At 64.0% G+C, this 20,935-nt stretch carries 26 protein-coding genes; 15 read left to right on the top strand and 11 right to left on the bottom strand.

Annotated features, from left to right (window positions below):
• Positions 1-7: 7 nt before the first annotated feature.
• Complete coding sequence (locus tag Q2941_RS26925) at positions 8-373, bottom strand: response regulator (protein WP_027523000.1); 366 nt, start codon at positions 371-373, stop codon at positions 8-10.
• Positions 374-604: 231 nt separating this feature from the next.
• Here Q2941_RS26925 and Q2941_RS26920 point away from each other — a divergent pair, with 231 nt between their 5' ends.
• From Q2941_RS26920 to Q2941_RS26910, 3 genes are all read left to right on the top strand, one after another.
• Complete coding sequence (locus tag Q2941_RS26920) at positions 605-904, top strand: DUF3572 domain-containing protein (protein WP_458194240.1); 300 nt, start codon at positions 605-607, stop codon at positions 902-904.
• On the top strand, positions 901-2,190 hold the full coding sequence (locus Q2941_RS26915; RefSeq protein ID WP_458194239.1) for a DNA polymerase IV: 1,290 nt from the start codon (positions 901-903) through the stop codon (positions 2,188-2,190). The genes Q2941_RS26920 and Q2941_RS26915 overlap by 4 nt, the downstream gene beginning before the upstream one ends.
• Positions 2,191-2,422: 232 nt before the next feature.
• Positions 2,423-2,830, top strand: coding sequence for an ACT domain-containing protein (locus tag Q2941_RS26910; RefSeq protein WP_458194238.1), 408 nt, complete (start codon positions 2,423-2,425; stop codon positions 2,828-2,830).
• A gap of 6 nt (positions 2,831-2,836) precedes the next feature.
• On the opposite strand, the gene Q2941_RS26905 is transcribed toward Q2941_RS26910, so the two are convergent.
• The 3 genes from Q2941_RS26905 to Q2941_RS26895 all read right to left on the bottom strand — a co-directional run bounded on the left by Q2941_RS26905 (position 2,837) and on the right by Q2941_RS26895 (position 4,925).
• Entirely contained in the window at positions 2,837-3,238 is a 402-nt protein-coding gene (locus Q2941_RS26905) for a RidA family protein (protein ID WP_027523004.1), read from the bottom strand.
• 100 nt (positions 3,239-3,338) lie between these two features.
• Complete coding sequence (locus tag Q2941_RS26900) at positions 3,339-3,851, bottom strand: phosphatase domain-containing protein (RefSeq protein ID WP_371933066.1); 513 nt, start codon at positions 3,849-3,851, stop codon at positions 3,339-3,341.
• Positions 3,852-4,076: 225 nt separating this feature from the next.
• Positions 4,077-4,925: a cell envelope integrity EipB family protein gene (locus Q2941_RS26895; RefSeq protein WP_458194237.1), complete on the bottom strand. Its 849-nt coding sequence runs from the start codon at positions 4,923-4,925 to the stop codon at positions 4,077-4,079.
• A 247-nt stretch (positions 4,926-5,172) separates the two neighbouring features.
• Between Q2941_RS26895 and Q2941_RS26890 the strand changes: the two genes are divergently transcribed.
• The 4 genes from Q2941_RS26890 (at position 5,173) to Q2941_RS26875 (ending at position 8,357) form a co-directional block, all read left to right on the top strand.
• Entirely contained in the window at positions 5,173-5,640 is a 468-nt protein-coding gene (locus Q2941_RS26890; protein ID WP_458194236.1) for a RidA family protein, read from the top strand.
• Positions 5,641-5,656: 16 nt separating this feature from the next.
• Entirely contained in the window at positions 5,657-6,403 is a 747-nt protein-coding gene (locus Q2941_RS26885) for a glycerophosphodiester phosphodiesterase (RefSeq protein ID WP_458194235.1), read from the top strand.
• Between the two features lie 233 nt (positions 6,404-6,636).
• A complete protein-coding gene (locus Q2941_RS26880; protein WP_458194234.1) occupies positions 6,637-7,878 on the top strand; it encodes a GNAT family N-acetyltransferase in 1,242 nt (413 codons plus the stop codon).
• A 50-nt stretch (positions 7,879-7,928) separates the two neighbouring features.
• Positions 7,929-8,357 carry an HIT family protein gene (locus tag Q2941_RS26875; RefSeq protein WP_254112054.1) on the top strand — a complete coding sequence of 143 codons (429 nt, stop codon included), beginning with the start codon at positions 7,929-7,931 and terminating at the stop codon, positions 8,355-8,357.
• Between the two features lie 108 nt (positions 8,358-8,465).
• Here the strand turns inward: Q2941_RS26875 and tsaA are convergent, their stop codons facing one another.
• From tsaA to Q2941_RS26855, 4 genes are all read right to left on the bottom strand, one after another.
• Positions 8,466-8,957, bottom strand: coding sequence for a tRNA (N6-threonylcarbamoyladenosine(37)-N6)-methyltransferase TrmO (tsaA, locus tag Q2941_RS26870; RefSeq protein ID WP_027523010.1), 492 nt, complete (start codon positions 8,955-8,957; stop codon positions 8,466-8,468).
• 31 nt (positions 8,958-8,988) lie between these two features.
• Positions 8,989-9,333, bottom strand: a complete 345-nt coding sequence (locus Q2941_RS26865; RefSeq protein WP_254112053.1) for an AzlD domain-containing protein — start codon at positions 9,331-9,333, stop codon at positions 8,989-8,991.
• Entirely contained in the window at positions 9,330-10,070 is a 741-nt protein-coding gene (locus tag Q2941_RS26860) for an AzlC family ABC transporter permease (protein WP_254112052.1), read from the bottom strand. The genes Q2941_RS26865 and Q2941_RS26860 overlap by 4 nt, the downstream gene beginning before the upstream one ends.
• Before the next feature lie 244 nt (positions 10,071-10,314).
• Complete coding sequence (locus Q2941_RS26855; protein ID WP_051389745.1) at positions 10,315-11,286, bottom strand: lytic transglycosylase domain-containing protein; 972 nt, start codon at positions 11,284-11,286, stop codon at positions 10,315-10,317.
• A gap of 86 nt (positions 11,287-11,372) precedes the next feature.
• Between Q2941_RS26855 and Q2941_RS26850 the strand changes: the two genes are divergently transcribed.
• A complete protein-coding gene (locus Q2941_RS26850; protein WP_027523014.1) occupies positions 11,373-12,020 on the top strand; it encodes an HAD family hydrolase in 648 nt (215 codons plus the stop codon).
• Between the two features lie 30 nt (positions 12,021-12,050).
• Here the strand turns inward: Q2941_RS26850 and Q2941_RS26845 are convergent, their stop codons facing one another.
• A complete protein-coding gene (locus Q2941_RS26845) occupies positions 12,051-13,067 on the bottom strand; it encodes a carbon-nitrogen hydrolase family protein (RefSeq protein WP_458194233.1) in 1,017 nt (338 codons plus the stop codon).
• Positions 13,068-13,257: 190 nt separating this feature from the next.
• Between Q2941_RS26845 and Q2941_RS26840 the strand changes: the two genes are divergently transcribed.
• From Q2941_RS26840 to Q2941_RS26815, 6 genes are all read left to right on the top strand, one after another.
• A complete protein-coding gene (locus Q2941_RS26840; RefSeq protein ID WP_458194232.1) occupies positions 13,258-14,214 on the top strand; it encodes an AraC-like ligand-binding domain-containing protein in 957 nt (318 codons plus the stop codon).
• Between the two features lie 75 nt (positions 14,215-14,289).
• Positions 14,290-15,450, top strand: a complete 1,161-nt coding sequence (locus Q2941_RS26835; RefSeq protein WP_156944286.1) for a transporter substrate-binding domain-containing protein — start codon at positions 14,290-14,292, stop codon at positions 15,448-15,450.
• Between the two features lie 127 nt (positions 15,451-15,577).
• Positions 15,578-15,811 carry a hypothetical protein gene (locus Q2941_RS26830; RefSeq protein ID WP_156944287.1) on the top strand — a complete coding sequence of 78 codons (234 nt, stop codon included), beginning with the start codon at positions 15,578-15,580 and terminating at the stop codon, positions 15,809-15,811.
• 10 nt (positions 15,812-15,821) lie between these two features.
• Positions 15,822-16,079, top strand: a complete 258-nt coding sequence (locus tag Q2941_RS26825) for a hypothetical protein (RefSeq protein ID WP_458194231.1) — start codon at positions 15,822-15,824, stop codon at positions 16,077-16,079.
• A 5-nt stretch (positions 16,080-16,084) separates the two neighbouring features.
• The gene (locus Q2941_RS26820) at positions 16,085-16,423 is read left to right on the top strand and encodes a c-type cytochrome (protein ID WP_458194230.1); all 339 of its coding nucleotides are present in this window, start codon (positions 16,085-16,087) and stop codon (positions 16,421-16,423) included.
• A gap of 257 nt (positions 16,424-16,680) precedes the next feature.
• Positions 16,681-17,136 carry a peptidase associated/transthyretin-like domain-containing protein gene (locus Q2941_RS26815; RefSeq protein ID WP_458194229.1) on the top strand — a complete coding sequence of 152 codons (456 nt, stop codon included), beginning with the start codon at positions 16,681-16,683 and terminating at the stop codon, positions 17,134-17,136.
• A gap of 72 nt (positions 17,137-17,208) precedes the next feature.
• Here Q2941_RS26815 and clpA read toward each other — a convergent pair whose 3' ends face one another.
• On the bottom strand, positions 17,209-19,623 hold the full coding sequence (gene clpA, locus Q2941_RS26810; protein ID WP_458194228.1) for an ATP-dependent Clp protease ATP-binding subunit ClpA: 2,415 nt from the start codon (positions 19,621-19,623) through the stop codon (positions 17,209-17,211).
• Positions 19,624-19,892: 269 nt separating this feature from the next.
• Complete coding sequence (gene clpS / locus Q2941_RS26805; RefSeq protein WP_027523020.1) at positions 19,893-20,225, bottom strand: ATP-dependent Clp protease adapter ClpS; 333 nt, start codon at positions 20,223-20,225, stop codon at positions 19,893-19,895.
• A 507-nt stretch (positions 20,226-20,732) separates the two neighbouring features.
• Here clpS and Q2941_RS26800 point away from each other — a divergent pair.
• Positions 20,733-20,906, top strand: a complete 174-nt coding sequence (locus tag Q2941_RS26800; protein ID WP_458194227.1) for a hypothetical protein — start codon at positions 20,733-20,735, stop codon at positions 20,904-20,906.
• The last annotated feature ends 29 nt before the right edge of the window (positions 20,907-20,935 follow it).

The raw sequence follows: 20,935 nt of genomic DNA, 5'->3' as shown, positions 1-20,935 counted from the left end.
GCACTCCCTACCCGATAAAACGCCGGACCGTCTCAATGAACTTGCCGACCGAGATCGGCTTGGAAAGATACGCCTCGCAGCCACCTTCGCGTATGCGCTCTTCGTCACCCTTCATCGCGAATGCGGTCACTGCGACGACGGGAATGTTGCGCAGCTCCGGATCGTCCTTGATCCAGCGCGTCACCTCGAGCCCCGACACCTGCGGCAACTGGATATCCATCAGCACGAGATCGGGACGCATCTTGCGAACGAGATCGAGCGCCTCGTAGCCATTGCTGGTGCCCGAGGTCTGATAGCCGTGCGCCTCCAACAGGTCGCGGAAGAGCTTCATGTTGAGCTCGTTGTCCTCCACGATCAGGACGGTCTTAGCCATCCCGTCCCTCCCCATTGTCAGGAGACCTCTTCGACATGTAACGCCTCAGGCGCCTTCCGCGGGCGCTTCGAAAACTGGATTCAAACTAGCCTCAGATTCGCTCTAGTTTCGTTAAACCCGAGGGCCAACTTTCCGCGATTTGGTTTCCAGTTGCTTGTCTGGGCTCACCAGACTCGGGCATGATGATTCCAAATTAGAGACCGAAAGTTAACGGAAAGGCAAACCGTCCGCTTGAAAAAGCCTGTTCAAAACCCCCGCGAAGTAGCTGAAATCGTTGCGATTCAGGCATTGTCCTTCGTCGCCAGCGATCCCGAAAGGCTGGGCCCATTTCTGGCCGAGACAGGCATCGGCCCGGAGACGCTGCGAAACGCGGCCTCCGACCCGAATTTCCTGATCAGCGTGCTCGATTTCGTGCTGCGCGATGACGCAACCGTGAAGGCCTTTGCGAGCGCCTCGGAACTCCATCCGACCAACATCGCCGCGGCTCGTCAGGTGCTGGGCGATCCGCACTGGGAGCGCGACGTGCCGTGAGCACCCCTGAGGCGGCCGGGCCCCGCTGCTTCTGCCGGGATTGTCTGGCCGACCAGGGCATGTCGGCGCGACGCTGTTCCGCCTGCGGTTCCCCGCGCCTCGTCCGCCACCGCGCACTCGCCGCGCTGACGATCGCCCATATCGACTGCGACGCGTTCTACGCGACGGTCGAGAAGCGCGACAATCCTGACATAGCGGACAAGCCTGTGATCATCGGGGGCGGCAAGCGCGGCGTGGTGTCGGCCGCCTGCTATATCGCGCGCACGTTTGGCGTGCGCTCGGCAATGCCGATGTTCAAGGCGCTGGAAGCCTGCCCGCATGCAACCGTGATCCGCCCAGACATGGCGAAATACGTCCGCGTCGGCCGCGAGGTACGCCACGCCATGCAGGCGCTGACGCCTCTGGTCGAGCCGCTGTCGATCGACGAGGCCTTCCTCGACCTCTCCGGCACCGAGCGCGTTCACGGGATGATCCCGGCAAAGGTGCTGGCGCGCTTTGCCCGCGGCGTCGAGCGCGACATCGGTATCACCGTGTCGGTCGGGCTCTCCTGCAACAAGTTTCTGGCCAAGATCGCCTCCGATCTCGACAAGCCGCGCGGCTTTGCGCCCCTCGACCAGGAGGAAGCGCGCCTCATGCTGGCTTCGAGGCCGGTCGGCTTCATCTTCGGCGTCGGGCCGGCGACGCAGGAGCGGCTTGTTCAGCGCGGTTTCCGCATCATCGCCGATCTGCAGAAGGCCGACGAGATCGAGCTGATGCGGCAGTTTCCGAGCGATGGCCGCAGACTCTGGCGGCTCGCCCGCGGCATCGACGATCGCCGCGTCGAGCCGGACCGCGGCGCCAAGACGATTTCCAGCGAAACCACGTTCGAGACCGACATCCGCGACTTCGCGACGCTGGAGAAGATCTTGTGGCGTCTCTGCGAGAAGACCTCGTCACGGCTCAAGAGCAGCGAGCTTGTGGGCTCGACCATCACGCTGAAGCTTAAGACCGCCGACTTCCGCCAGCGCACGCGCTCGCAATCGATCAACGCGCCGACGCAGCTGGCGGCAAAGATCTTTTCGATCTGCCGCGAGATGCTCGCCAAGGAGATCGACGGCACCGCCTTCCGCCTGATGGGCGCCGGCGTCAGCGCGCTGCGCACGGGCTCGGCTGCCGATGACACCGACATGCTCGACCGCCGCGCCGCCCACGCCGAACGCGCCATCGACGGCCTGCGCAAAAAGTTCGGCAGCGCCGCGGTGATCCGCGGCATTGCGTATGACGGGCCGGAGAAGGCGCAGGAGTGAGAGTCATCTGCTGTCGCTTTAACAATAGCCGATGGCCAATCCCTCGATGTCGTCCTGGCGAAAGCCAGGGCCCATTACCACCGGCCTCGGTTTGGCGGAGGCCCGCGGTTGACAGCTCAGCGCCGCAACTTTTCCCTGGGGTAATGGGTCCTGGCTTTCGCCAGGACGACCTTGGGGAAGCATGTCGCGCTCAGATATCGAGCTGTTGGAATTTCGTGAAAGGCAAACAACCGTGACAGGCGAACGCGATCTCAATTCGCTGTTGGGGGACATGAAGCCGGAGATGCAGGAAGGCACCTTCGTGTTCTGCACGATGGCGCCAAACGAGAGCATTCCGGCCGGTATCAACCCGCTGCTGACGTTTCGCGAACAGGAAGGCACCACGCTCGTGATCCGGCGTGAAGAGGCCGAAGCGGCAGGGCTTCCTCACGCGTTTGCCTCGCGCCTGATCACCTTGACGGTTCATTCCTCGCTCGAAGCGGTCGGGTTCCTGGCTGCGATCACGACGCGGCTAGGCAAAGCCGGCATCAGCGTGAATGCGGTTTCGGCCTTTTTTCACGATCATCTGTTTGTGCCCGCTGACAGGGCCGACGAGGCGTTGCTCGTTCTGCAAGAGATGTCCCAGGCAAAGCACCCGTAGCCCGCCTCAATCCGCAACCGCCACCGCCTCGATCTCGATCAGCCATTCCGGTGCCGCGAGCGCGGTGACGCCGACGAGCGTGCTGGCCGGCGGGTCCATGCCTTCGAAGAAGACCGAGCGCGCCTTGCCGATGATGGGGCGCAGCTCGGGCTTGTAGCCGACCACGAAGGTGGTGATCTTCACGATGTTGGCGTAGCTCGCACCGGCGGCTTTCAGCGCGAGGCCAAGGTTCTGCATCACCTGCGTCGTCTGCGCAGCGAGATCGCCTTCGCCGACGATCCTGCCCTCCTCGTCGGTCGATACCTGCCCTGAGATGTAGATGGTGCGCGCGCCGGAGGCCGTGACGACGTGCGAATAGGCCGGATTGTGGTGGAGGCCGCTCGGGCGGAGATGGTCGATCTTGGGCATGGGTGCCTCCCTGACGTTTGTGATTGGGAGGGAGCGTAGCCGGGGCTGACGCTCTGGGCCAGTCTGCAATTCCGAATACAGTCTCGGTGACTGCATTCGCCTATCCGCAGGGCCGCATCTCGTCATGTAGCGTATCGCCGAAGCCCACCACCCAATCGCGCTGCTGATCGGTGTCCGGCACGATCACGCCTCGCGAGGCTCTGATCAACGCAAGCGCCTCTTCCGCTTCGATCCCGAAACAGATCAATACACATGCGGCAATGACTGAAGACCGGCCAATCCCTGCCCGGCAATGGATCGCTATCGAACGACCGTCTCGTATTCCGGCAGCCAGAGGGCCAGCTAGCTGCAAAGCCGCGCGCCGAGAATCAGGCAATCCGCGATCCGGAATCGGGAAGGACTTGAAATCGATCCCGCTAGAACGGCAAAGCTCGGCTTCATGCTGCAACCCAAGCTCATAAACCTCCTCGTGCTCCAGAAGACTTACAACGACATCGACGCCAGAGCGCTTCCACTCGTTGACCTCCGCGTCCAACCAGTCGTCAGAGCGCGGACGCGCCATGATCGCTAAGCGTCCAGCAGCGCAAACTTCAATCCAGTATAATCGGGACATTCAGACCCTCATCGGTGCGGGCCAACCCTGCGATGGCGTCGCTGACTTGGTTCGCTTTGCTCACAATGACGGGGGGATAGAGTGCGCCAAGGTCTCTTGCCCCGGATGCTGCGCAGCGCGCCGCCCATTCGCGGCGTGGTGCGCTGCTAAGCCGGGGCCCATGCGGCTGGGTCCCGGCTCTGCGTCGCAGCGTTACACGCCGCGCCGCGTCCGGGACACGAGAGCTCAATTACAGGGCTTCGTATCCTTGACGTCGAACTTGCCGAGCGCGCCGGAAATCACGAAATCATTGTAGTCGAGCACCAGCGCGCGTGAGACGCCGTTTTCGTAGAGCTCGAACGACATCGCGTAGACGGGCGTCTGCTCGCCTTCTTTCTGCTGGGCTTCGCGGTCGAAATAGCTGACGGTGACCGGCCAGCGCGTCAGCGACTTCATGTGCTCGTCCGACGTCGTCGGATCGGGCGATGACGCCGTGCGGTCGGCCGGGATCGGCTGCCCGATCACGGTCAGCGTGTTGTAGACCTTCTCGCCATTGTCGGAGCCGTCATAGACGGAGAGCTCGAGCAGCGATTTGCCCTCCTTGGCGGCTGCAATGATGCGCTGGATCTGCTCGGTCGGAAACACCGTCCTGCCGTCGAGCGTGAAATTCTTCGGCACCGGGAGCTTCAATTTGACGTTGATGTGGTCGCCATCGCGCTCGGCCGTTCCGTCGACCTGGCTCGAGCCGGTATCGTTCATCCGCGTCTCGATCTTGAAACGATAGCTCTTGCCGGCCGCGTCTTCCCAGGAATTGGAGCGGAGATCGCTGAGCGTGACCTTGCCCTCGCCGCTGTCGAGCTCGGAAACCTGGCGGAATTCCGACGTGTAGCCCTCGCAGGAATTGCCGGCGAAATTGTAGAGGATGCGACCGCGCGCGCTGTTGATCGAGTTGGAGCGCGACTTGGCCAGGCTCAGCTCGTACAGGGCCTGGTGCGAGAGGAAAGGACCATTCGCGGCCTCAGCCCCGCCGGAAGCACCAACAGCAACAGCCGCGAGCGCCATGACACCGAGCGACGTCCGGAAAAGGTGCACCATGAATATTCCTTGGGGAAATCGAGATTCGTCATTTTAATGACCGTCGCATTGCGTCGCAACTGCGGCCGCTTCACGGAAAGTTGCGCTTTTTCCCAGAAAATCGCTGCCTTGCCTCGGAAAGATGCAACCCTGCCGGGCGCCCGGGCCGCCGCCTCGCCGCCTTGCATGTCACTGCACAATCGGCGAAACAGGCGCGCCGGCCGGCTTGAGGCCGGACAGAATTTCCAGATGACATCGAGGTCGGAACATGGCGGGCACGGTCGAGCAGAAACTGGCGGAACAGGGCATCAAATTGCACGAGGCCCCCACCCCCGTGGCCAACTACGTGCCGTTCGTGCGGACCGGCAACCTCCTGTTCGTTTCGGGTCAGGTCTGCTTCGATCCGGCCGGCAAGCTGATCGCCAAGGGCAAGCTGGGCGCCGGCGTCTCCATCGAAGAGGGCGCGGCGGCGGCGCGCGGCTGTGCCATCAACCTGCTGGCGCAAGTCAAGGCGGCGCTCGGCGACCTCGACAAGGTCGTGCGCGTGGTGCGGCTCGGCGGTTTCATCAACTCGGCGTCGGATTTCGTCGACGGACCGAAGGTGCTGAACGGCGCCTCCGACCTGATGGTCGCGGCCTTCGGCGACAAGGGCCGCCATGCCCGCACCACCGTCGGCGTCGCCTCGCTCCCGGCGGACGCCGCGGTCGAGGTCGAAGGCGTGTTCGAGGTCGCCTGATCCGGGAGCAAGAGACGTGCGTGCTCCGGATTGGCTGACTGCGCGGCCGGTCGCCCATCGCGGCCTGCATGACATTTCACGCGGTATCGTCGAGAACATGCCGGGCGCGGTGCAGGCTGCGATCGCAGGCAATTTCGCCATCGAGGTCGATATCCAGCTCTCCGCCGACGGCGAAGCCATGGTGCATCACGACCATGCGCTCGGTCGACTCACGGAGGGCAACGGCGAGCTGATCGAGAAGACCGCGGCTGAGCTCAGGGCCGTCAAGTTCAAGGACACGTCCGAGCGGATGATGTCGCTGTCGGACCTCTGCACCATGGTCGCCGGGCGGGTTCCTCTTGTGATCGAGGTGAAGAGCCATTTTGGCGACGACCGCAAGCTCGTGAAGCGGATGGCGGAGGTGCTCGCCTCCTATGACGGGCCGGCCGTCGGCATGTCCTTCGATCCGGACCAGGTGCTGGCGCTGCGCGAGCTGTTGCCTTCGCGCCCACGCGGCATCGTCGCGCAGCGGACCTATGAGGACGAGTACTGGGCGAAGCTGACACAAGCCCAGCGCGACAGCATGCTGTACTTGCGCCACGGCTTTCAGACCCAGCCGCATTTCGTCGCCTTCAAGGTCGACGATCTGCCGGCGCCGGCGCCATGGATCGCGCGCAACGCTTTCGGCTGTGCCCTGCTCGGCTGGACCGTGCGCACACCCGAGCAGCGGACGCGGGCTGCGCGGTGTGCGGATCAGATGATCTTTGAGGGGTTCGTGCCGTAGGGCGCCCCAAATGTCGTCCTGGCGAAAGCCAGGACCCATAACCACCGAACGCAGTTGGCGCGAAGAACCGGTGGTTGGCGGCGCTGCGCCACAACTTCTCCTTGGGGTAATGGGTCCTGGCTTTCGCCAGGACGACTCGCGGATGGAATTGCGTGTCATCCTCGACACCGCATTCGCGCCGCGTCAGTTCCCGCCTCTTGAAGTCGCTGCTGCAATGCACGATCTTGGGCGCGATGGCATCATCCGAAATCACGCTCGAGGCCGTACCATCCATTGGCGAAGTGACGCCGGAGGACTGGGACGCTTGCGCCAATCCCGGCAAGGCCTGCAACGGACATGGCGCAGGAACCTCATCCGAGCTCCCAGGCGATTCCGCCCGACTCTTAAGACCGTCCTATAACCCATTCGTCTCCCACGCCTTTTTGTCGGCGGCGGAGAAGTCGGGTTCAGCGACGGCGCGCACCGGCTGGGGACCGCGGCATCTCGTTGCCAGGCTCGATGGCCGCGTCGCGGGCGTCGTGCCCTGCTATCTGAAATCGCATTCGCAAGGCGAGTACGTCTTCGACCGCGGCTGGGCGGATGCGTATGAGCGCGCCGGCGGGCGCTACTATCCGAAGCTGCAGGTCTCGGTTCCCTTCACACCGGCGACCGGCCCGCGCCTTCTGATCCGCGATGGCGTCGATCGCGAGCGCATCGCCTCTGCCCTGGCCAGCGGGCTGATCGCGCTGTGCGGTGTGAGCAAGGCCTCCTCGGTGCACGTCACCTTCGCGCGCGAGGCCGAATGGAAGCTGCTCGCCGAGCACGGCTTCCTGCAACGGACCGACCAGCAATTCCACTGGCACAACGATGGCTTTGCGTCCTTCGACGATTTCCTTGCCACCCTCAATTCGCGCCACCGCAAATCGATCAAGCGCGAGCGGCGCGACGCACTTGCAGCCGGCATCAGCATCCACTGGCTCACCGGCAGCGACATCACCGAGGAGGCCTGGGACGCGTTCTTCGACTTCTACATGGAGACCGGCTCGCGCAAATGGGGCCGGCCATACCTGACCCGCGAATTCTTCTCGCTGATCGGCGACACCATGAGCGACGACGTGGTCCTGGTGATGGCCCGCCGCAATCACCGCTGGATCGCGGGCGCCATCAACTTCATCGGCTCGGACACGCTGTTCGGCCGCAACTGGGGCGCGGTCGAGCATCATCCGTTCCTGCATTTCGAGGTTTGCTACTACCAGGCGATCGACTTTGCGATCAAACACGGCTTGATGCATGTCGAGGCCGGCGCGCAGGGCGACCACAAGATCGCACGCGGCTACCTGCCGCGAACGACGCATTCGGCGCATTTCATCGCTGACCCCGGCTTGCGCCGTGCCATCGACGATTACCTCAAGCGCGAACGTGCGTATGTCGCGGAAGCCGGCCGCGAGCTTGCCGAGTTGGGCCCGTTCCGCAAAGGCGCCGAAGAGGCGTCTTGACGCCTTCTTAGAGGTGATGACAGTAAGGCCGCAACTTCAGGAGCAGCCGCATGACCGCCTACGATCCCAACAATGTCTTCGCGAAAATCCTGCGCGGCGAATTCCCCTGCTACAAGGTCTATGAGAACGAGCACGTGCTCGCGTTCCTCGACATCATGCCGCGCTCGCCCGGCCATACGCTCGTCATCCCGAAAGCCCCGGCCCGCAACATTCTCGACGTCAAGCCGGACGACTACGCCCATGTCGCGCGTGGCGCGCACAAGATCGCGGCCGCCGCGATGAAGGCCTTCGATGCCGACGGCATCACCGTGCAGCAGTTCAACGAGCCGGCCGGCGGCCAGGTCGTGTTTCACCTGCACATGCACGTGATGCCGCGCCACGACGGCGTCGCACTGCTGCCGCCCGCGAGCCGCAAGGAAGACGGCAAGGCGCTGGAAGAACACGCGGCACAGCTGATCGCGGCGCTGAAGGCGGGCTAGGTCTTTCCCCCGTCATTGCGAGCGAAGCGAAGCAATCCAGACTGCCTCCGCGGAAACACTCTGGATTGCTTCGTCGCTTCGCTCCTCGCAATGACGGAGGAGAGGACTTCACTCCGTCTCGAAATCCCCAGCCTGCGGCGCGGCCAGTGGTGTGAACTCGCAACGGTCCGGCTTGATGTCGATCAGTGGCGTGTTGTCGATGCAGTCGAGGCCGCGCACCAGGATCGTGTTGCCCTCGATGCCCACCAGCCTGACGATCGAGGTGCCGATCGGATTGGGCCTGACCGGCGAGCGCAGCGAGAATGTGCCGCGGGTGTTCTGGTTGTTCTTCGGGCTCTGCAGGATGATGTCGCGGCGCGACCGGTCGAGCCAGTAGAGCACTTCGAGATTGCTGTAGAAGTCGACGCCCTTGATCGCCGGCACGAAGGGCTCGAAGATCTCCAGCCGGCACACCGGGCCGTCATGCCGCCCCTGCCGCGGCGTCTCCAGCCGCGAGGTCCAGGGCGTGCGGATCCGGCCGATGAAGACGAGGCCGGCATCCTGCGTCGCCGGCAGCTCGATCGCCACCTCGCCTTCGCGGAGCTCATTTTCGCGAACCATTTTGTCTGTTCCTTGCTGTTCGCTGGCGGTTTTAGCCCAGCCACCACTTGCCGGCCAGCATGAACAGCTCGCCGGTGACGACGCCGGCGAAGATCGAGCGGCGGGTCAGCATGAAGACGACGAAGCCCGCGACCACCGCACCATACCGCAAGACATCGGGCACGCTGGCGAGCGCGCCCGGGGGCTGGACCACGATCTGGGCGATGACGCCGGCCAGGATCGCGGTCGCCACCGCCCTCACCCAGATCAACAGCTCCGAGCCCTCGTCGATGCCGCCGCCGAACCACAGGCCCAGCATGCGCCATATCTGGTTGGGAATAACGCCGGCGACGAACAGCACGGCGAGCGCATGCCAGTCGCCGAGAAAGCCACTCATGCGCGCGCCTCTCGCCAGAAATGGACGCCATAGGCGATGGTGCCCGCCACGACGCCGCTAACGAGGATGTCGAGGCCGCTGTTCATCTTCGCGGCCAGCGGATAGAGCACGAGCCCGAGCACCAGCGCGACCACGTCAGCGATCTCGCGGCTGTTGCGCGCGGTCGAGAACAGGAACGACAGCGGGGTGAGCAGCAAGATCGCCGCGCCCAGCGTCTGCGTGAGGTTGGCGGCGAGGAAATAGCCGACCGTGTTGGCGGTCAGGCACACCGAGACCAGGCCGCAGCCGAGCCCGTGAACGAAGGCGATGCGCCGCTCGCGCGGCACCTGCGGCAGGAAGCGGTGGCATTCGACCCACAGCGTCACGGCGGTGAGATGCGCCGCGAAGATCAGCTCGCGCCGTTTTATCGTCGGCGTGCGCATCAAGGGCAGGACCGACACCACCATTGGAAACAGGCGGATGGCGCTGACAGTCACGGCGATCGCCGACTGGATGACGGTCGCCCCGGAGCCGAGCGTGGTGATCAGGATGATCTGCGCCGGCCCCGCCCAGACGAACAGCGTCGATGCCAGCGCCCAGGCCAGGCTGAAATGCGTGTCATGCGCCAGCGCCCCGATGCCCAGATAGGTCACGAACAGCACGATGGTGAGGATGGTCTGCGTGATCGAGCACAGCCCCCACGCAAAGGCGCGAAAGGCACTATGCCATTCAGGAGAATCGAGCGGAGGAAGCGCCACGGGGGGTCTTGGCCGGGAGAGGAATCGTGCCTGCATAACGGGGGATGGGGCGGCGCGCGTCAAGAAAGCGCGAGGCTGGGCTGGCATGCGCGCCACATTGACACGCCGTCATTCCGGGGCGCGCCCCCTTGGGCGCGAGCTATGATGCGCAATTGCGCATCTGAGAATCCATACTCACGATGGTGGTTATGGATTCCGGGCTCGCCGCTTCGCGGCGCCCCGGAATGACAGGTGTTGATACCCCCTATCCCGTCACGCCCCGGTTCTTCAGTACGAAGCAGGCGCCCCCCGCCTTGCGGATGCGGTTGCAGAGATCATCCGCCTCTGGCCGCGTATCGGCTCCGATGCGCACCTGGTAGAAGGCGTGCGTGCCGCGGCTGCGCATCACGGACGACAGCAGGCTCGGATCGCGGTCGCCGATCACGGCGCTGAGGCGCGTCACGGCGCGGGAATACATCGCCAGCGCCCTGTTGCGGTCGAAGCCTGCAGCGAGCTGCACACCCCAGACTTTTGCGGCGGCAAGCTCCACATGCTGCTCGAGCTCGGCGACGAACGGGTTTGGCGCGCGCTTCAGGAGCGCCATCAGATCGCGACAGCTCGTCGTCGGCGCATTCGGCGGCCCCTTGCCGGTCGCGCCGGCCTTGGCCCAAGCGTCGACCGTCGCCCCGGTGATGGCGAAGACGTAGTTGCGAGTCTGCTCCGGCATCGGACCGGTGCCCGCGAGCCATTCCTGCACCCGCCTCGGCCCGGCATTGTAGGCAGCAGCCGCGAGACCAAGATTGCCGAACTGGTTGCGCAGCTCGTTGAGGAATTCAGCCGATTTCGGCAGCGCCTGCACCGGATTGAAGGGATTAAGGAGCCCGCGCTCGCTCGCCGTGCCCGGCATGAACTGCGCGATACCCTGCGCACGCTCGCCGCTGCGCGTCACAGGCCCCACCGCGTCGCTCTGGAACCGGCTCTCCTGCCAGATCACGCGGGCGAAGAATTCCAGCGGCAGATTGGCGTCGCGCGCGGCGGCCTCGATGATCAGGCAGATCGATTCCCGTGTATCGCTCTCGCGCGCCGCCTCGGCGGGCTTGCCCGGCGGCATCGCGAGCTCCTCGACGCTCGGCACGGCAACATTGGTCTTCGCGGGCGAATTGTCCCATGCCGCTGCCGGCGCGACCAGGAACAGCGCGGTGGCGGCCTGGCAGAGCGCAAATCGGGCTCGTGTCATCGGCATGGTACCGGCGATATCGGACTTGAACTCGGAGACTAAGCGAACTAGCAACTGGCGGCATAATCAACGTAGGCCGGGGCGGAATGGCTACAATCTATTTTGATCTCGACGGCACGCTGACCGATCCGAAGCCCGGGATCACCCGCTCGATCCAGTATGCGCTGGAACGGCTCGGACAGCACGTCCCGAGCGAGGACGAATTGACCTGGTGTATCGGGCCGCCGCTGCATGCGAGCCTGAAAAAACTCACCGGAACCGATGAGCTCGCCGACCGGGCCCTGCTGCTCTATCGCGAGCGGTTTGCCGATATCGGCCTGTTCGAGAACGAGGCGTATTCCGGCATCGAGGAGACTCTATCCACGCTGTCGGCGACGGGCGCGCGCATGTTCGTGGCGACCAGCAAACCGGTCGTCTATGCGAGCCGCATCGTCGATCATTTCGGCCTCAAGCGTTATTTCGAGCAGGTGTTCGGATCCGAGCTCGACGGCACCCGCGTCGACAAGGGCGATCTCCTGCGCTACGCCCTCGACACCGCGAAAGTGGATCCGCAAGCGGCCATCATGATCGGCGACCGCAGCCACGACGTGGTCGGCGCGCGCAAGAACGGCTTGACCGCGATCGGCGTGCTCTACGGCTATGGCAGCGAGACCGAGCTCAGGGACGCCGGCGCGCATCATATCTGCGCCGCCCACCCCGAGCTGGTTGCCTACTGCACGACGCGTGCCGCTTGAACGTCCGGCACTGACGCTCTGCATCCCTGGTCAGCTCGCTGCCGCCGCGATGTCCGCGGGCTCGACGGTGTCGACCGGCAACGCGAACTGCTCGACCCGCTTATACGGCTTCTTGTTGAGCAAGAGCCGCGTCACGTCGGGCCGCGAATAGTGCCCGGCGGGATCGGCCGCATTCTTGGCGACGCCAATGACGCCGAGATCGATCTCGGCGACCAGAAGCCCTTCCTGATCCGGTGCCAGCTTGTCGCCGATCTGGCTGCCGTCGGGGCCGTAGATCGCGGCAAAGCCGCCGCCGGCATGCAACAGCGCATGCTTGTCCGGGCGGTCGCAGAGCTCATCGATCATCGCCTGCGAGACGGTTGCGCAGGGTGCAAGCACGAAGCAGGAGCCCTCCACCGCATAGACGCGCGAGGCAGCGTTGTTGACCTCCGCTCCCAAGGCGGGCGCGAAGGGATCGTAGAGCGAGAAGCTCGGCCATGACGCCACATGCACCTGCTCGTTATGGGCGTACATCGCATATTTCGACAGCGGCTGGAGATGCTCCCAGCAGCACAGCGCACCGAGACGTCCGATGTCGGGGCGGTCGTGGACGGCAAGATCGCTGCCGTCGCCCTCGCCATAGACGGTCCGCTCGGCATGGGTCGGCCGCAGCTTGCGGCGCTTTGCAATGGTCTCGCCATCTGGCCCGATCAGCCATTGCGCGATGTAGAGGCTGCCGCCGTCGCGCTCGGAAAGCCCGATGACGGCGGTCAGGCCAGCCTTGCGCACGGCCTGCCGCAGCTTCTCCGCCTGCGGGCTGTCGTAGGCGAGCGAATTGTCGAAATAGCGCTGCACGAAGCCGCGGCCGATCGACCAGGCCGGCGAATCCAGCCAGATATGCCAGGGGTATCCGGGGATGAACACCTCCGGGAAAGCGATCAGCTTCGCACCCTTTCTTGCGGCCTCCTCGATCAGCGCGATCGACTTGTCGACGGACGCGTCGAGGTCGAGCCAGGCCGGCGCCGCCTGCACCACCGCGACTTTGTATTTCGGATGTTCGATGCCCATTCCCGCCTCCACGTGATCCACTGGGACGCGCCGCTTTCCGGTTGATCGCGGCAGACGTCCGATGCAGTCTATTGGGCCACGGCTGGACCAGGCCTGCTCGACTGCCACGGCATGAAAATTCGACCGGGACGGCGGTACCGAATTTCCCTGCGCGGGGGCCAATCCAAGTTCGTGAAAGGGAGGCCCGCGCATGACCATCCAGTTCACGACGGACGGCAGCCCCGGGCACCGGCGCCTGGCGCTCTGGCAGGACATCGTCTGCGACGTCTTCGTCGAGCTCGACTGCAAGTCGGATCTCGGCAGCGCCTTCCGCGGCTCGGTGACGCAAGCTTCGCTTGGGCGCGCGGTCTGTTCGGATGTCTGCTCGGACCGCCAGCACGTCTTCCGCACGCCGTCGCGGATCGCCCGCTCGGATCTCGACTTCGTTCTCGTCGCGCTTGGCAATCAGGGCGTCGGCGGCGTCGTGCAGGACGGCCGCGAGACCGTGATCCATCCCGGCGAGTTCGCACTCTACGACACCACGCGCCCGTATGAGCTGAAGTTCGATCACGCCTTCACGCAGACCATCTTCAAGCTGCCGCGCGAGATGCTGCAGCGGCGCCTCGGAGCCACCGAGGCGCTGACGGCGATCTCGTTCGGCTCCGACGCACCGCTGCAAAAGCTCGCCTACGATTTCATCTTCAGGCTTTGCCACAGCGCCGATCAGATCGATCCGCAGCATGCCGTCGCGCTTTCCGAGCAGGCGGTCGATCTCGTCGCCATGGTGCTGAGCGACCGGCTCGGCAAGACGGCGCCGCCCTCCTCGACGCATCGCTCGGCCCTGCTCTACCGGCTGAAGGCGCATATCCGCAGTCATCTCACTGACCCCGATCTGACGCTGTCGGATACCGCGGCCGCGCTTGGCATCTCGCCGCGCTATGTCAACGATCTCCTCAGTCAGGAGCACACCTCGTTCCAGCGCTATGTGCTTGCGGAGCGTCTTGCCCAATGCAGGCGCGATCTCGCCTCACCCGCGCTCGCAGGCCGTCAGGTCGGCGAAATCGCGTTCGCGTGGGGCTTCAATGACCTCTCGCATTTCGGCCGCGTCTTCCGCGAGCAGTTCGGAATGTCGCCGCGCGACTTCCGGCAGAGCCTATTGCCGCACTAGACTGGCCACCGTTTCGCAGCAACCAACACGACCGCGGAGCACACGCTGACAACGAGGGCACAACCGGGAAACGATTTGAAGCCTCGCGCCAATCCTGCGGTCCGTTTTCGTGCTGGGACCGTCCGGCTGTTCCAGATGCTCGCGCGCAACGCGGCCCTCGGGCTTGCATTGGCGCTATTTGCCTGCATCTCCTGCTCCACGGCCCAGGAGGGGACTACCAAGCCAGGGACCACCAAGCTCCGGGTCGCGACCCGAATAGTCCCTCCCTTGGTCATCGAGAAGAACGGCACCCTGAGCGGCTTCAGCATCGAGCTCTGGAACGGCATCGGGGAGCGGCTGCATCGCGAGACCGAGTACGTCATCACGCCCGACGTCGGTGAATTGCTTGCCGCCGTGGAAAGCGGGCGGGCAGATCTCGGAATCGCAGCCATCTCGATCACATCCGAGCGCGAGAACAGGTTCGACTTCTCGCAACCGATCCTGAATTCGGGACTACAGATCCTGGTGCGCGGTACCGCCGCCAATGTCGAGCCGAATCCGCTGCTCGAGTTCGTGGAGCTGTTCTTCTCCCGCACTCTCCTGATCTGGCTTGGCATTGCGCTGCTCCTGATCCTCATACCGGCGCATCTGATTTTCCTGGTGGAGCGGCATCATCACAACGGGATCATTCCAACCAGCCGGTATTTTCCGGGAATCTTCCACGCGATGTTCTGGGCCGCCGGCACGCTGGCGACCCAGGCGGATCAAATGCCCCGGCACTGGATCGCTCGCATCGTCGCCGTGCTGTGGATGTTCACGGGCGTGGTGTTCGTGGCGTTCTATACGGCGCAACTCACCGCATCGCTGACGATCCAGCAGATCAGGGGACCGATCAACAGTCCGCAGGATCTCGTCGGCAAGATCGTCGGCACGACACGGGGAAGCACGGCAACCATCTATTTGAACGAGGTCAGGGCTCAGGTCCGTGAGTTTGAGAAGATCGATGACCTCTACGGCGCCTTGCTGAATCAGGAGGTCGACGCGGTCGTCTTCGATTCACCGGCGCTGCTTTACTACACAACTCACGACGGCAGGGGATCGGCGCGGACCGTCGGCAGCGTCTTCCATAAGGAGGACTACGGCATCGTCTTTCCGACCGGCAGCCCGCTGCGTAAGCACGTGAATGAGGCCCTTCTCGCGCTGCGCGAGAGCGATGCGTATCAGCGGATTTACGAGGAATGGTTCGGCAAGCACTAGGCCGCTGACGCCACAGCGCCGCCCCCGATGCCGCCGATGTGACTGATCGTGAAGCCGGGAGAGATTGCGGCGCCGCAAGGCGAACCTCACCTAAGGTCGGTATCAGGTTCCACCCGGGGAGAACGCAATGCGTCCCGTCTTGCTCTTGAGCCTTCTGATCGCGCTATCGAGTGCTGCCAACGCCGCTCCGGCGCATCGCACGCACCGGCACTATGCCGTTGACCCTGCCACTCGCGTGTACAGGGATCCCATGTCGAGTTTTGGCTATGCGCCGCCTCGGGCACCGGCCCCCTATCTGTCCGCGCCGAGCTATCAACCCGATGCAACGTATGACAGTCCCTACAAGAACTGGGGCGGATAGCTGACATCGCGTGCAGCCGGTCCCCCGGTTGCATGCGCGTGACGCATTGACGTGCATCAAGCCGATCTTCGCCGGACGTGCCATCGTCTATGAGCGAGGATCGCCGATGCGCCGGTTTGCCATGAAGGCACTGTTCACCGCCCTCAGCCTCAACAGAGAGGAGAGAAAGCGGATCGATTGGGATCGCAACGTTCTGATCTTCTCGACGGCGGTGACTGCGGGTCTGATCGCGCTCTATGTCCTCGGCAAGGCGACGGCGCGCTGGTAGGACGCATGAAGCGATCGCTGCCCTTACTTGCGATCGTCGCCGCACTGTCCGCCACGCCGAGCCACGCGCTGGATGCCGAGCAGCAGCACGGCCAGGCTCTCCTGCAAAGGATGTGCGCACGTTGTCACGCGGTGGGCACGTCCGGCGCAAGCCGGAACCGCCGAGCCCCGGCGTTCCGTACCCTGGGCGAGAACAAGCTCTACGACGCCGACTTCGTGCAGCGCCTGCAGGAGGGCTACAGCAGCATTCACCGCTTCATGCCGACCTTCCGTTTCGAGCGTGCCGATGCCGAGGCCGTGGTCAACTATCTCAAGGCGATTCAGGAGCCGCGCAAGCCGAACTAACGCGGACGCAGCGCCCGGACGCGCATTGGGCTCGCGCTGGAACTGTCCCGGGTCGACCAACCTGAGACTGTCACCCGCCGGTGCCCGTGGCGCGGAGCGCCCGCGGATTCAGGACGGCAGCGAATGAAGGGGGACTAGCGCGCCGCCCCCCGCGCGTCCGCGGCACAACCTGTGCGTGGCTTAACCATTTGGCGTGTCTGCCACTTGCCCGCGCGCGTTGGTTGCGCTTGATTGCAGCGGGGATTTAGGGGCATTTCATGCGTATCTTTGGAATTGTGGCGCTCGGCGTCATGCTGGGCGGCTGCGCGTCGGTGACGCGCGGCACGACGGAAAATATCGCCATTTCATCAACACCATCTGGCGTCGAGGCCGTGGTTTCCGGACTTGAAGTGCCGACCACCTGCACCACGCCATGCTCGGTCGTCGCCAAGCGCAACGCCGACATTTCCATTACCTTCGAGAAGCCCGGCTACGAGTCGCAGGTCGTGCAGCTGCAACGCGACATACCGGGGGCCGGAGCCGCCGGCTTCGCCGGCAATCTGCTGCTGGGAGGTGTCGTGGGCATGGGCGTCGACGCGGTCACGGGCGCGGCGACCGATCACAAGCCCAATCCCGTCATCGTCACGATGCAGCCGAAGGCTCCTCCGCCGCTGGCGCCGGCGCCAGCTGCGAGAAAGCCGCGCCCGCCGCGGGCACCCGAGGCGGGCACCTAATAAGCCTGCTCCGCAGATCGACAAAAAGGCCGGCTTCACAGCCGGCCTTTTTTCAGTTCATGACGCTCCCTATCAAACCTTGACCAGCGGTCCCTTGGAGGTCGGCCCCTTGGAGGGGCCGCCGGGACCGCCCGGCTTGGACTTGCCTGACGGCGGGCGCTTGCGGGCGCCGGGCAGCTTCTCCTGCTTCGGCGTGACCGGGCCCTCGACGAACTCGAAGCCGATCTTGTCCTTCTCGGCGTCGGCCTCGTCCTTGACCAGGACGACGCGGACATGGCCGCCGCCCTTGAGCTTGCCGAACAACACCTCGTCGGCGAGCGGCTTCTTGATGTGCTCCTGGATCACGCGGGCCATCGGCCGCGCACCCATCTGCTCGTCATAGCCGTGCTTGATCAGCCAGGCTTTGGCTTCCTCGGACAGCTCGATCGTGACGTCGCGGTCGCCGAGTTGCGCCTCGAGCTGGAGCACGAACTTCTCCACCACCATGCCGATCACGTCGGCATTGAGATGAGCGAAGGAGACGACGGCATCGAGGCGGTTGCGGAATTCCGGCGCGAACTGCCGGTTGATCGCCTCGTGGTCGTCGCCTTCCCGCTTGGAGCGTGTAAAGCCGAAGGCCTGCTTGGCGAGATCGGCCGCGCCGGCGTTCGTGGTCATGATCAGGATCACGTTGCGGAAGTTGACCTGCTTGCCGTTGTGATCGGTGAGCCGGCCATGGTCCATGATCTGGAGCAGCACGTTGTAGAGATCGGGGTGCGCCTTCTCGATCTCGTCCAGCAGCACCACGCAATGCGGATGCTGGTCGACGCCGTCGGTGAGCAGGCCGCCCTGGTCGAAGCCGACATAGCCCGGAGGCGCGCCGATCAGGCGCGACACGGTGTGCCGCTCCATGTATTCGGACATGTCGAAGCGCAACAGCTCGACGCCGAGGCTGGAGGCAAGCTGCTTTGCGACCTCGGTCTTGCCGACCCCGGTGGGCCCTGAGAACAGGTAGCAACCGATCGGCTTCTCCGGCTCGCGCAGGCCGGCACGCGCCAGCTTGATCGAGGCGGACAGCGACTCGATCGCCTTGTCCTGGCCGAACACGACGCGCTTCAGGGTCTGCTCGAGATGCTTGAGCACCTCGGCATCGTCCTTCGACACGCTCTTCGGCGGGATCCGCGCCATCGAGGCGATCGTGGTCTCGATCTCCTTGATGCCGATCGTCTTCTTGCGCTTGTTCTCGGCAACCAGCATCTGCGCCGCACCGGATTCGTCGATCACGTCGATCGCCTTGTCCGGCAGCTTGCGATCGTGGATGTAGCGCGAGGAGAGCTGCACCGCGGCCTCAATGGCCTCGTTGGTGTATTTCAGCCGGTGGTAATCCTCGAAGTACGGCTTCAGCCCCTTGAGGATCGCGATCGCGTCCTCGACAGTCGGCTCGTTGATGTCGATCTTCTGGAAGCGCCGCACCAATGCGCGGTCCTTCTCGAAATGCTGGCGGTATTCCTTGTAGGTGGTCGAGCCCATGCAGCGGATGGTGCCCGAGGCGAGCGCCGGCTTGAGCAGGTTCGACGCATCCATCGCGCCGCCCGACGTCGCACCCGCACCGATCACGGTGTGAATCTCGTCGATGAACAGGATGGCGTTGGGATGCGCCTCGAGCTCCTTCAGCACCTGCTTCAGGCGTTCCTCGAAGTCGCCGCGATAGCGCGTGCCCGCGAGCAGCGTGCCCATGTCGAGCGAGAACACGGTTGCAGCCGCCAGAACCTCCGGCACCTCGCTGTCGACGATGCGCTTTGCAAGGCCTTCCGCGATCGCGGTCTTGCCGACACCGGCCTCGCCCACGAACAGCGGGTTGTTCTTCTGCCTGCGGCATAGCACCTGGATGGCGCGATTGATCTCGGAATTGCGACCGATCACCGGATCGATCTTGCCGTCGCGCGCCTTCTTGTTGAGGTTGACGCAGTAGGTCTCGAGCGCCTCGCCCTTTTTCTTGGAGTCCTCGTTGCCCTTGGTCTCGGTCTCCTCGTCGACGCCGCGAACGGGGCGCGCTTCCGAGACGCCCGGCCGCTTGGCGATGCCGTGGCTGATGTAGTTGACCGCGTCGTAGCGCGTCATGTCCTGCTCTTGCAGGAAATACGCGGCGTGACTCTCGCGCTCGGCGAAGATCGCGATCAGAACGTTCGCACCGGTCACTTCCTCGCGACCGGATGACTGCACATGAATCACCGCGCGCTGGATCACGCGCTGGAAACCGGCCGTCGGCTTGGCGTCGTCGGCGCCATCCGTCACCAGATTTTCGAATTCGGTCTCAAGATAGTTGACGAGACTGGTGCGCAGCTTGTCGAGATCGACACTGCAGGCCCGCATCACGGCTGCTGCGTCGGAGTCATCGATCAGCGACAACAGCAAATGTTCGAGCGTCGCGTATTGGTGATGACGCTCATTTGCGATCGCCAGTGCACGATGCAGGGATTGTTCAAGGCTTTGAGAAAAAGTCGGCATTCGCGTCCTCTGTGGCCCCCACCATCATGATCGCCATCGCCCGGTCAGGCAACAACAACCTTTGTCACATATAGTTATACAAGATCGCGGCAAAAGATCGGTTCCGCGACACTGGACTCACGCGCGGTATTTTCGATGCAAAACCCGTTCCTATTTGGGCAGGGTTGGCGCCAGTCCCCCTACTCCCCGTAGTTCGCCGGCCATGGCGGCCGTGAGGATGACGAACGGGGTGACACGAATGTCAGAACACGCAGTAACTCGGGACGCGCCTACTTCTTTTCCATCACGCATTGCAGCGGGTGCTGGTGCTTGCGGGCAAAGTCCATCACCTGTGTGACCTTGGTCTCGGCGATCTCGTAGGTGAAGACGCCGCATTCGCCGATGCCGTGATGGTGGACATGCAGCATGATCTTGGTCGCTGCCTCGATGTCCTTGTTGAAGAACTTCTCCAGCACGAGAACCACGAACTCCATCGGCGTGTAGTCGTCGTTCAGGATCAGCACCCGGTACAGGTTGGGCCGCTTGGTCTTGGGCTTGACCTTGGTGATGACCGAGGTGCTCGGGCCGGACGGACCATTAGAACGGTTCTCGTCATTGCTCATCCGGGGAGCATAGGCGACGGCTGACGCGGGCAGATCGAGGCTGGAAGTTAGTTGCGGCATGGCACAGGCGTTCAAAATCCCCACGGAAGCGTATGGCAGCCCGCCGCGCTGCCCCGCCATCGGAGCCTCGCATAGGCGAGCCGTCTTGTTCGATCGCCGCTCCCGACCGGTCCGGTCCTCACCGGAACGGCAACGGTGAATATGGGCCCGCCCCCGGCCCGCCGCAAGCGTGCAGAGGCTGGAGCGATGCGGCCGCACGGCGGTCCCGATTCCCGGTCCCTGGCGATCCTGACCAAGGTTAATCAATCCGGACCCGTTTGACAAAAAAATCCGGTCGGCAGGTTTCTCTGCCCTCAACCAGGAACCCGACGTCGACCCGCGGCAACCAGTTCGCAGGCCGGCACGTCCGGTCTTCTACGGTCGAATTAACCAACCACTCAATTGCGCGCTCTTCACCGACGAAGCCTCGCCGGCGCTGTCACGAACCGCAGCGACCATCAAGCCAACGTGCGCAAGCAACAGCTCGACGGTCTCGACAATCCAGTCGACGACGATTTGACACCATCTGCAGAACTGCGCGAGCCGCTCGGACAAGTTCTTCATGCTGACGAGCTCGACCCGGATCGTGACGACTTCGACACGATCGGCATTGCGCTCGGCAAGCTCGGGGGCTCGCAATAGCCCTCGCAAACGCGTCCACGAAAAAAGCC

The sequence above is a fragment of the Bradyrhizobium sp. UFLA05-153 genome (assembly GCF_054185185.1).
This window is presented reverse-complemented; position numbering and strand designations above follow the sequence as displayed.

What these genes read in the sequence shown, in the direction of transcription:
- Q2941_RS26845 (WP_458194233.1), bottom strand. Translation starts at nt 13,067, where the DNA reads ATGGGCATCGAACATCCGAAATACAAAGTCGCGGTGGTGCAGGCGGCG.
- clpA (WP_458194228.1), bottom strand. Translation starts at nt 19,623, where the DNA reads ATGCCGACTTTTTCTCAAAGCCTTGAACAATCCCTGCATCGTGCACTG.
- Q2941_RS26855 (WP_051389745.1), bottom strand. Translation starts at nt 11,286, where the DNA reads ATGACACGAGCCCGATTTGCGCTCTGCCAGGCCGCCACCGCGCTGTTC.
- clpS (WP_027523020.1), bottom strand. Translation starts at nt 20,225, where the DNA reads ATGAGCAATGACGAGAACCGTTCTAATGGTCCGTCCGGCCCGAGCACC.
- tsaA (WP_027523010.1), bottom strand. Translation starts at nt 8,957, where the DNA reads ATGGTTCGCGAAAATGAGCTCCGCGAAGGCGAGGTGGCGATCGAGCTG.
- Q2941_RS26925 (WP_027523000.1), bottom strand. Translation starts at nt 373, where the DNA reads ATGGCTAAGACCGTCCTGATCGTGGAGGACAACGAGCTCAACATGAAG.
- Q2941_RS26850 (WP_027523014.1), top strand. Translation starts at nt 11,373, where the DNA reads ATGGCTACAATCTATTTTGATCTCGACGGCACGCTGACCGATCCGAAG.
- Q2941_RS26875 (WP_254112054.1), top strand. Translation starts at nt 7,929, where the DNA reads ATGACCGCCTACGATCCCAACAATGTCTTCGCGAAAATCCTGCGCGGC.
- Q2941_RS26840 (WP_458194232.1), top strand. Translation starts at nt 13,258, where the DNA reads ATGACCATCCAGTTCACGACGGACGGCAGCCCCGGGCACCGGCGCCTG.
- Q2941_RS26905 (WP_027523004.1), bottom strand. Translation starts at nt 3,238, where the DNA reads ATGCCCAAGATCGACCATCTCCGCCCGAGCGGCCTCCACCACAATCCG.
- Q2941_RS26890 (WP_458194236.1), top strand. Translation starts at nt 5,173, where the DNA reads ATGGCGGGCACGGTCGAGCAGAAACTGGCGGAACAGGGCATCAAATTG.
- Q2941_RS26900 (WP_371933066.1), bottom strand. Translation starts at nt 3,851, where the DNA reads ATGTCCCGATTATACTGGATTGAAGTTTGCGCTGCTGGACGCTTAGCG.
- Q2941_RS26865 (WP_254112053.1), bottom strand. Translation starts at nt 9,333, where the DNA reads ATGAGTGGCTTTCTCGGCGACTGGCATGCGCTCGCCGTGCTGTTCGTC.
- Q2941_RS26830 (WP_156944287.1), top strand. Translation starts at nt 15,578, where the DNA reads ATGCGTCCCGTCTTGCTCTTGAGCCTTCTGATCGCGCTATCGAGTGCT.
- Q2941_RS26820 (WP_458194230.1), top strand. Translation starts at nt 16,085, where the DNA reads ATGAAGCGATCGCTGCCCTTACTTGCGATCGTCGCCGCACTGTCCGCC.
- Q2941_RS26880 (WP_458194234.1), top strand. Translation starts at nt 6,637, where the DNA reads ATGGCATCATCCGAAATCACGCTCGAGGCCGTACCATCCATTGGCGAA.
- Q2941_RS26895 (WP_458194237.1), bottom strand. Translation starts at nt 4,925, where the DNA reads ATGGTGCACCTTTTCCGGACGTCGCTCGGTGTCATGGCGCTCGCGGCT.
- Q2941_RS26815 (WP_458194229.1), top strand. Translation starts at nt 16,681, where the DNA reads ATGCGTATCTTTGGAATTGTGGCGCTCGGCGTCATGCTGGGCGGCTGC.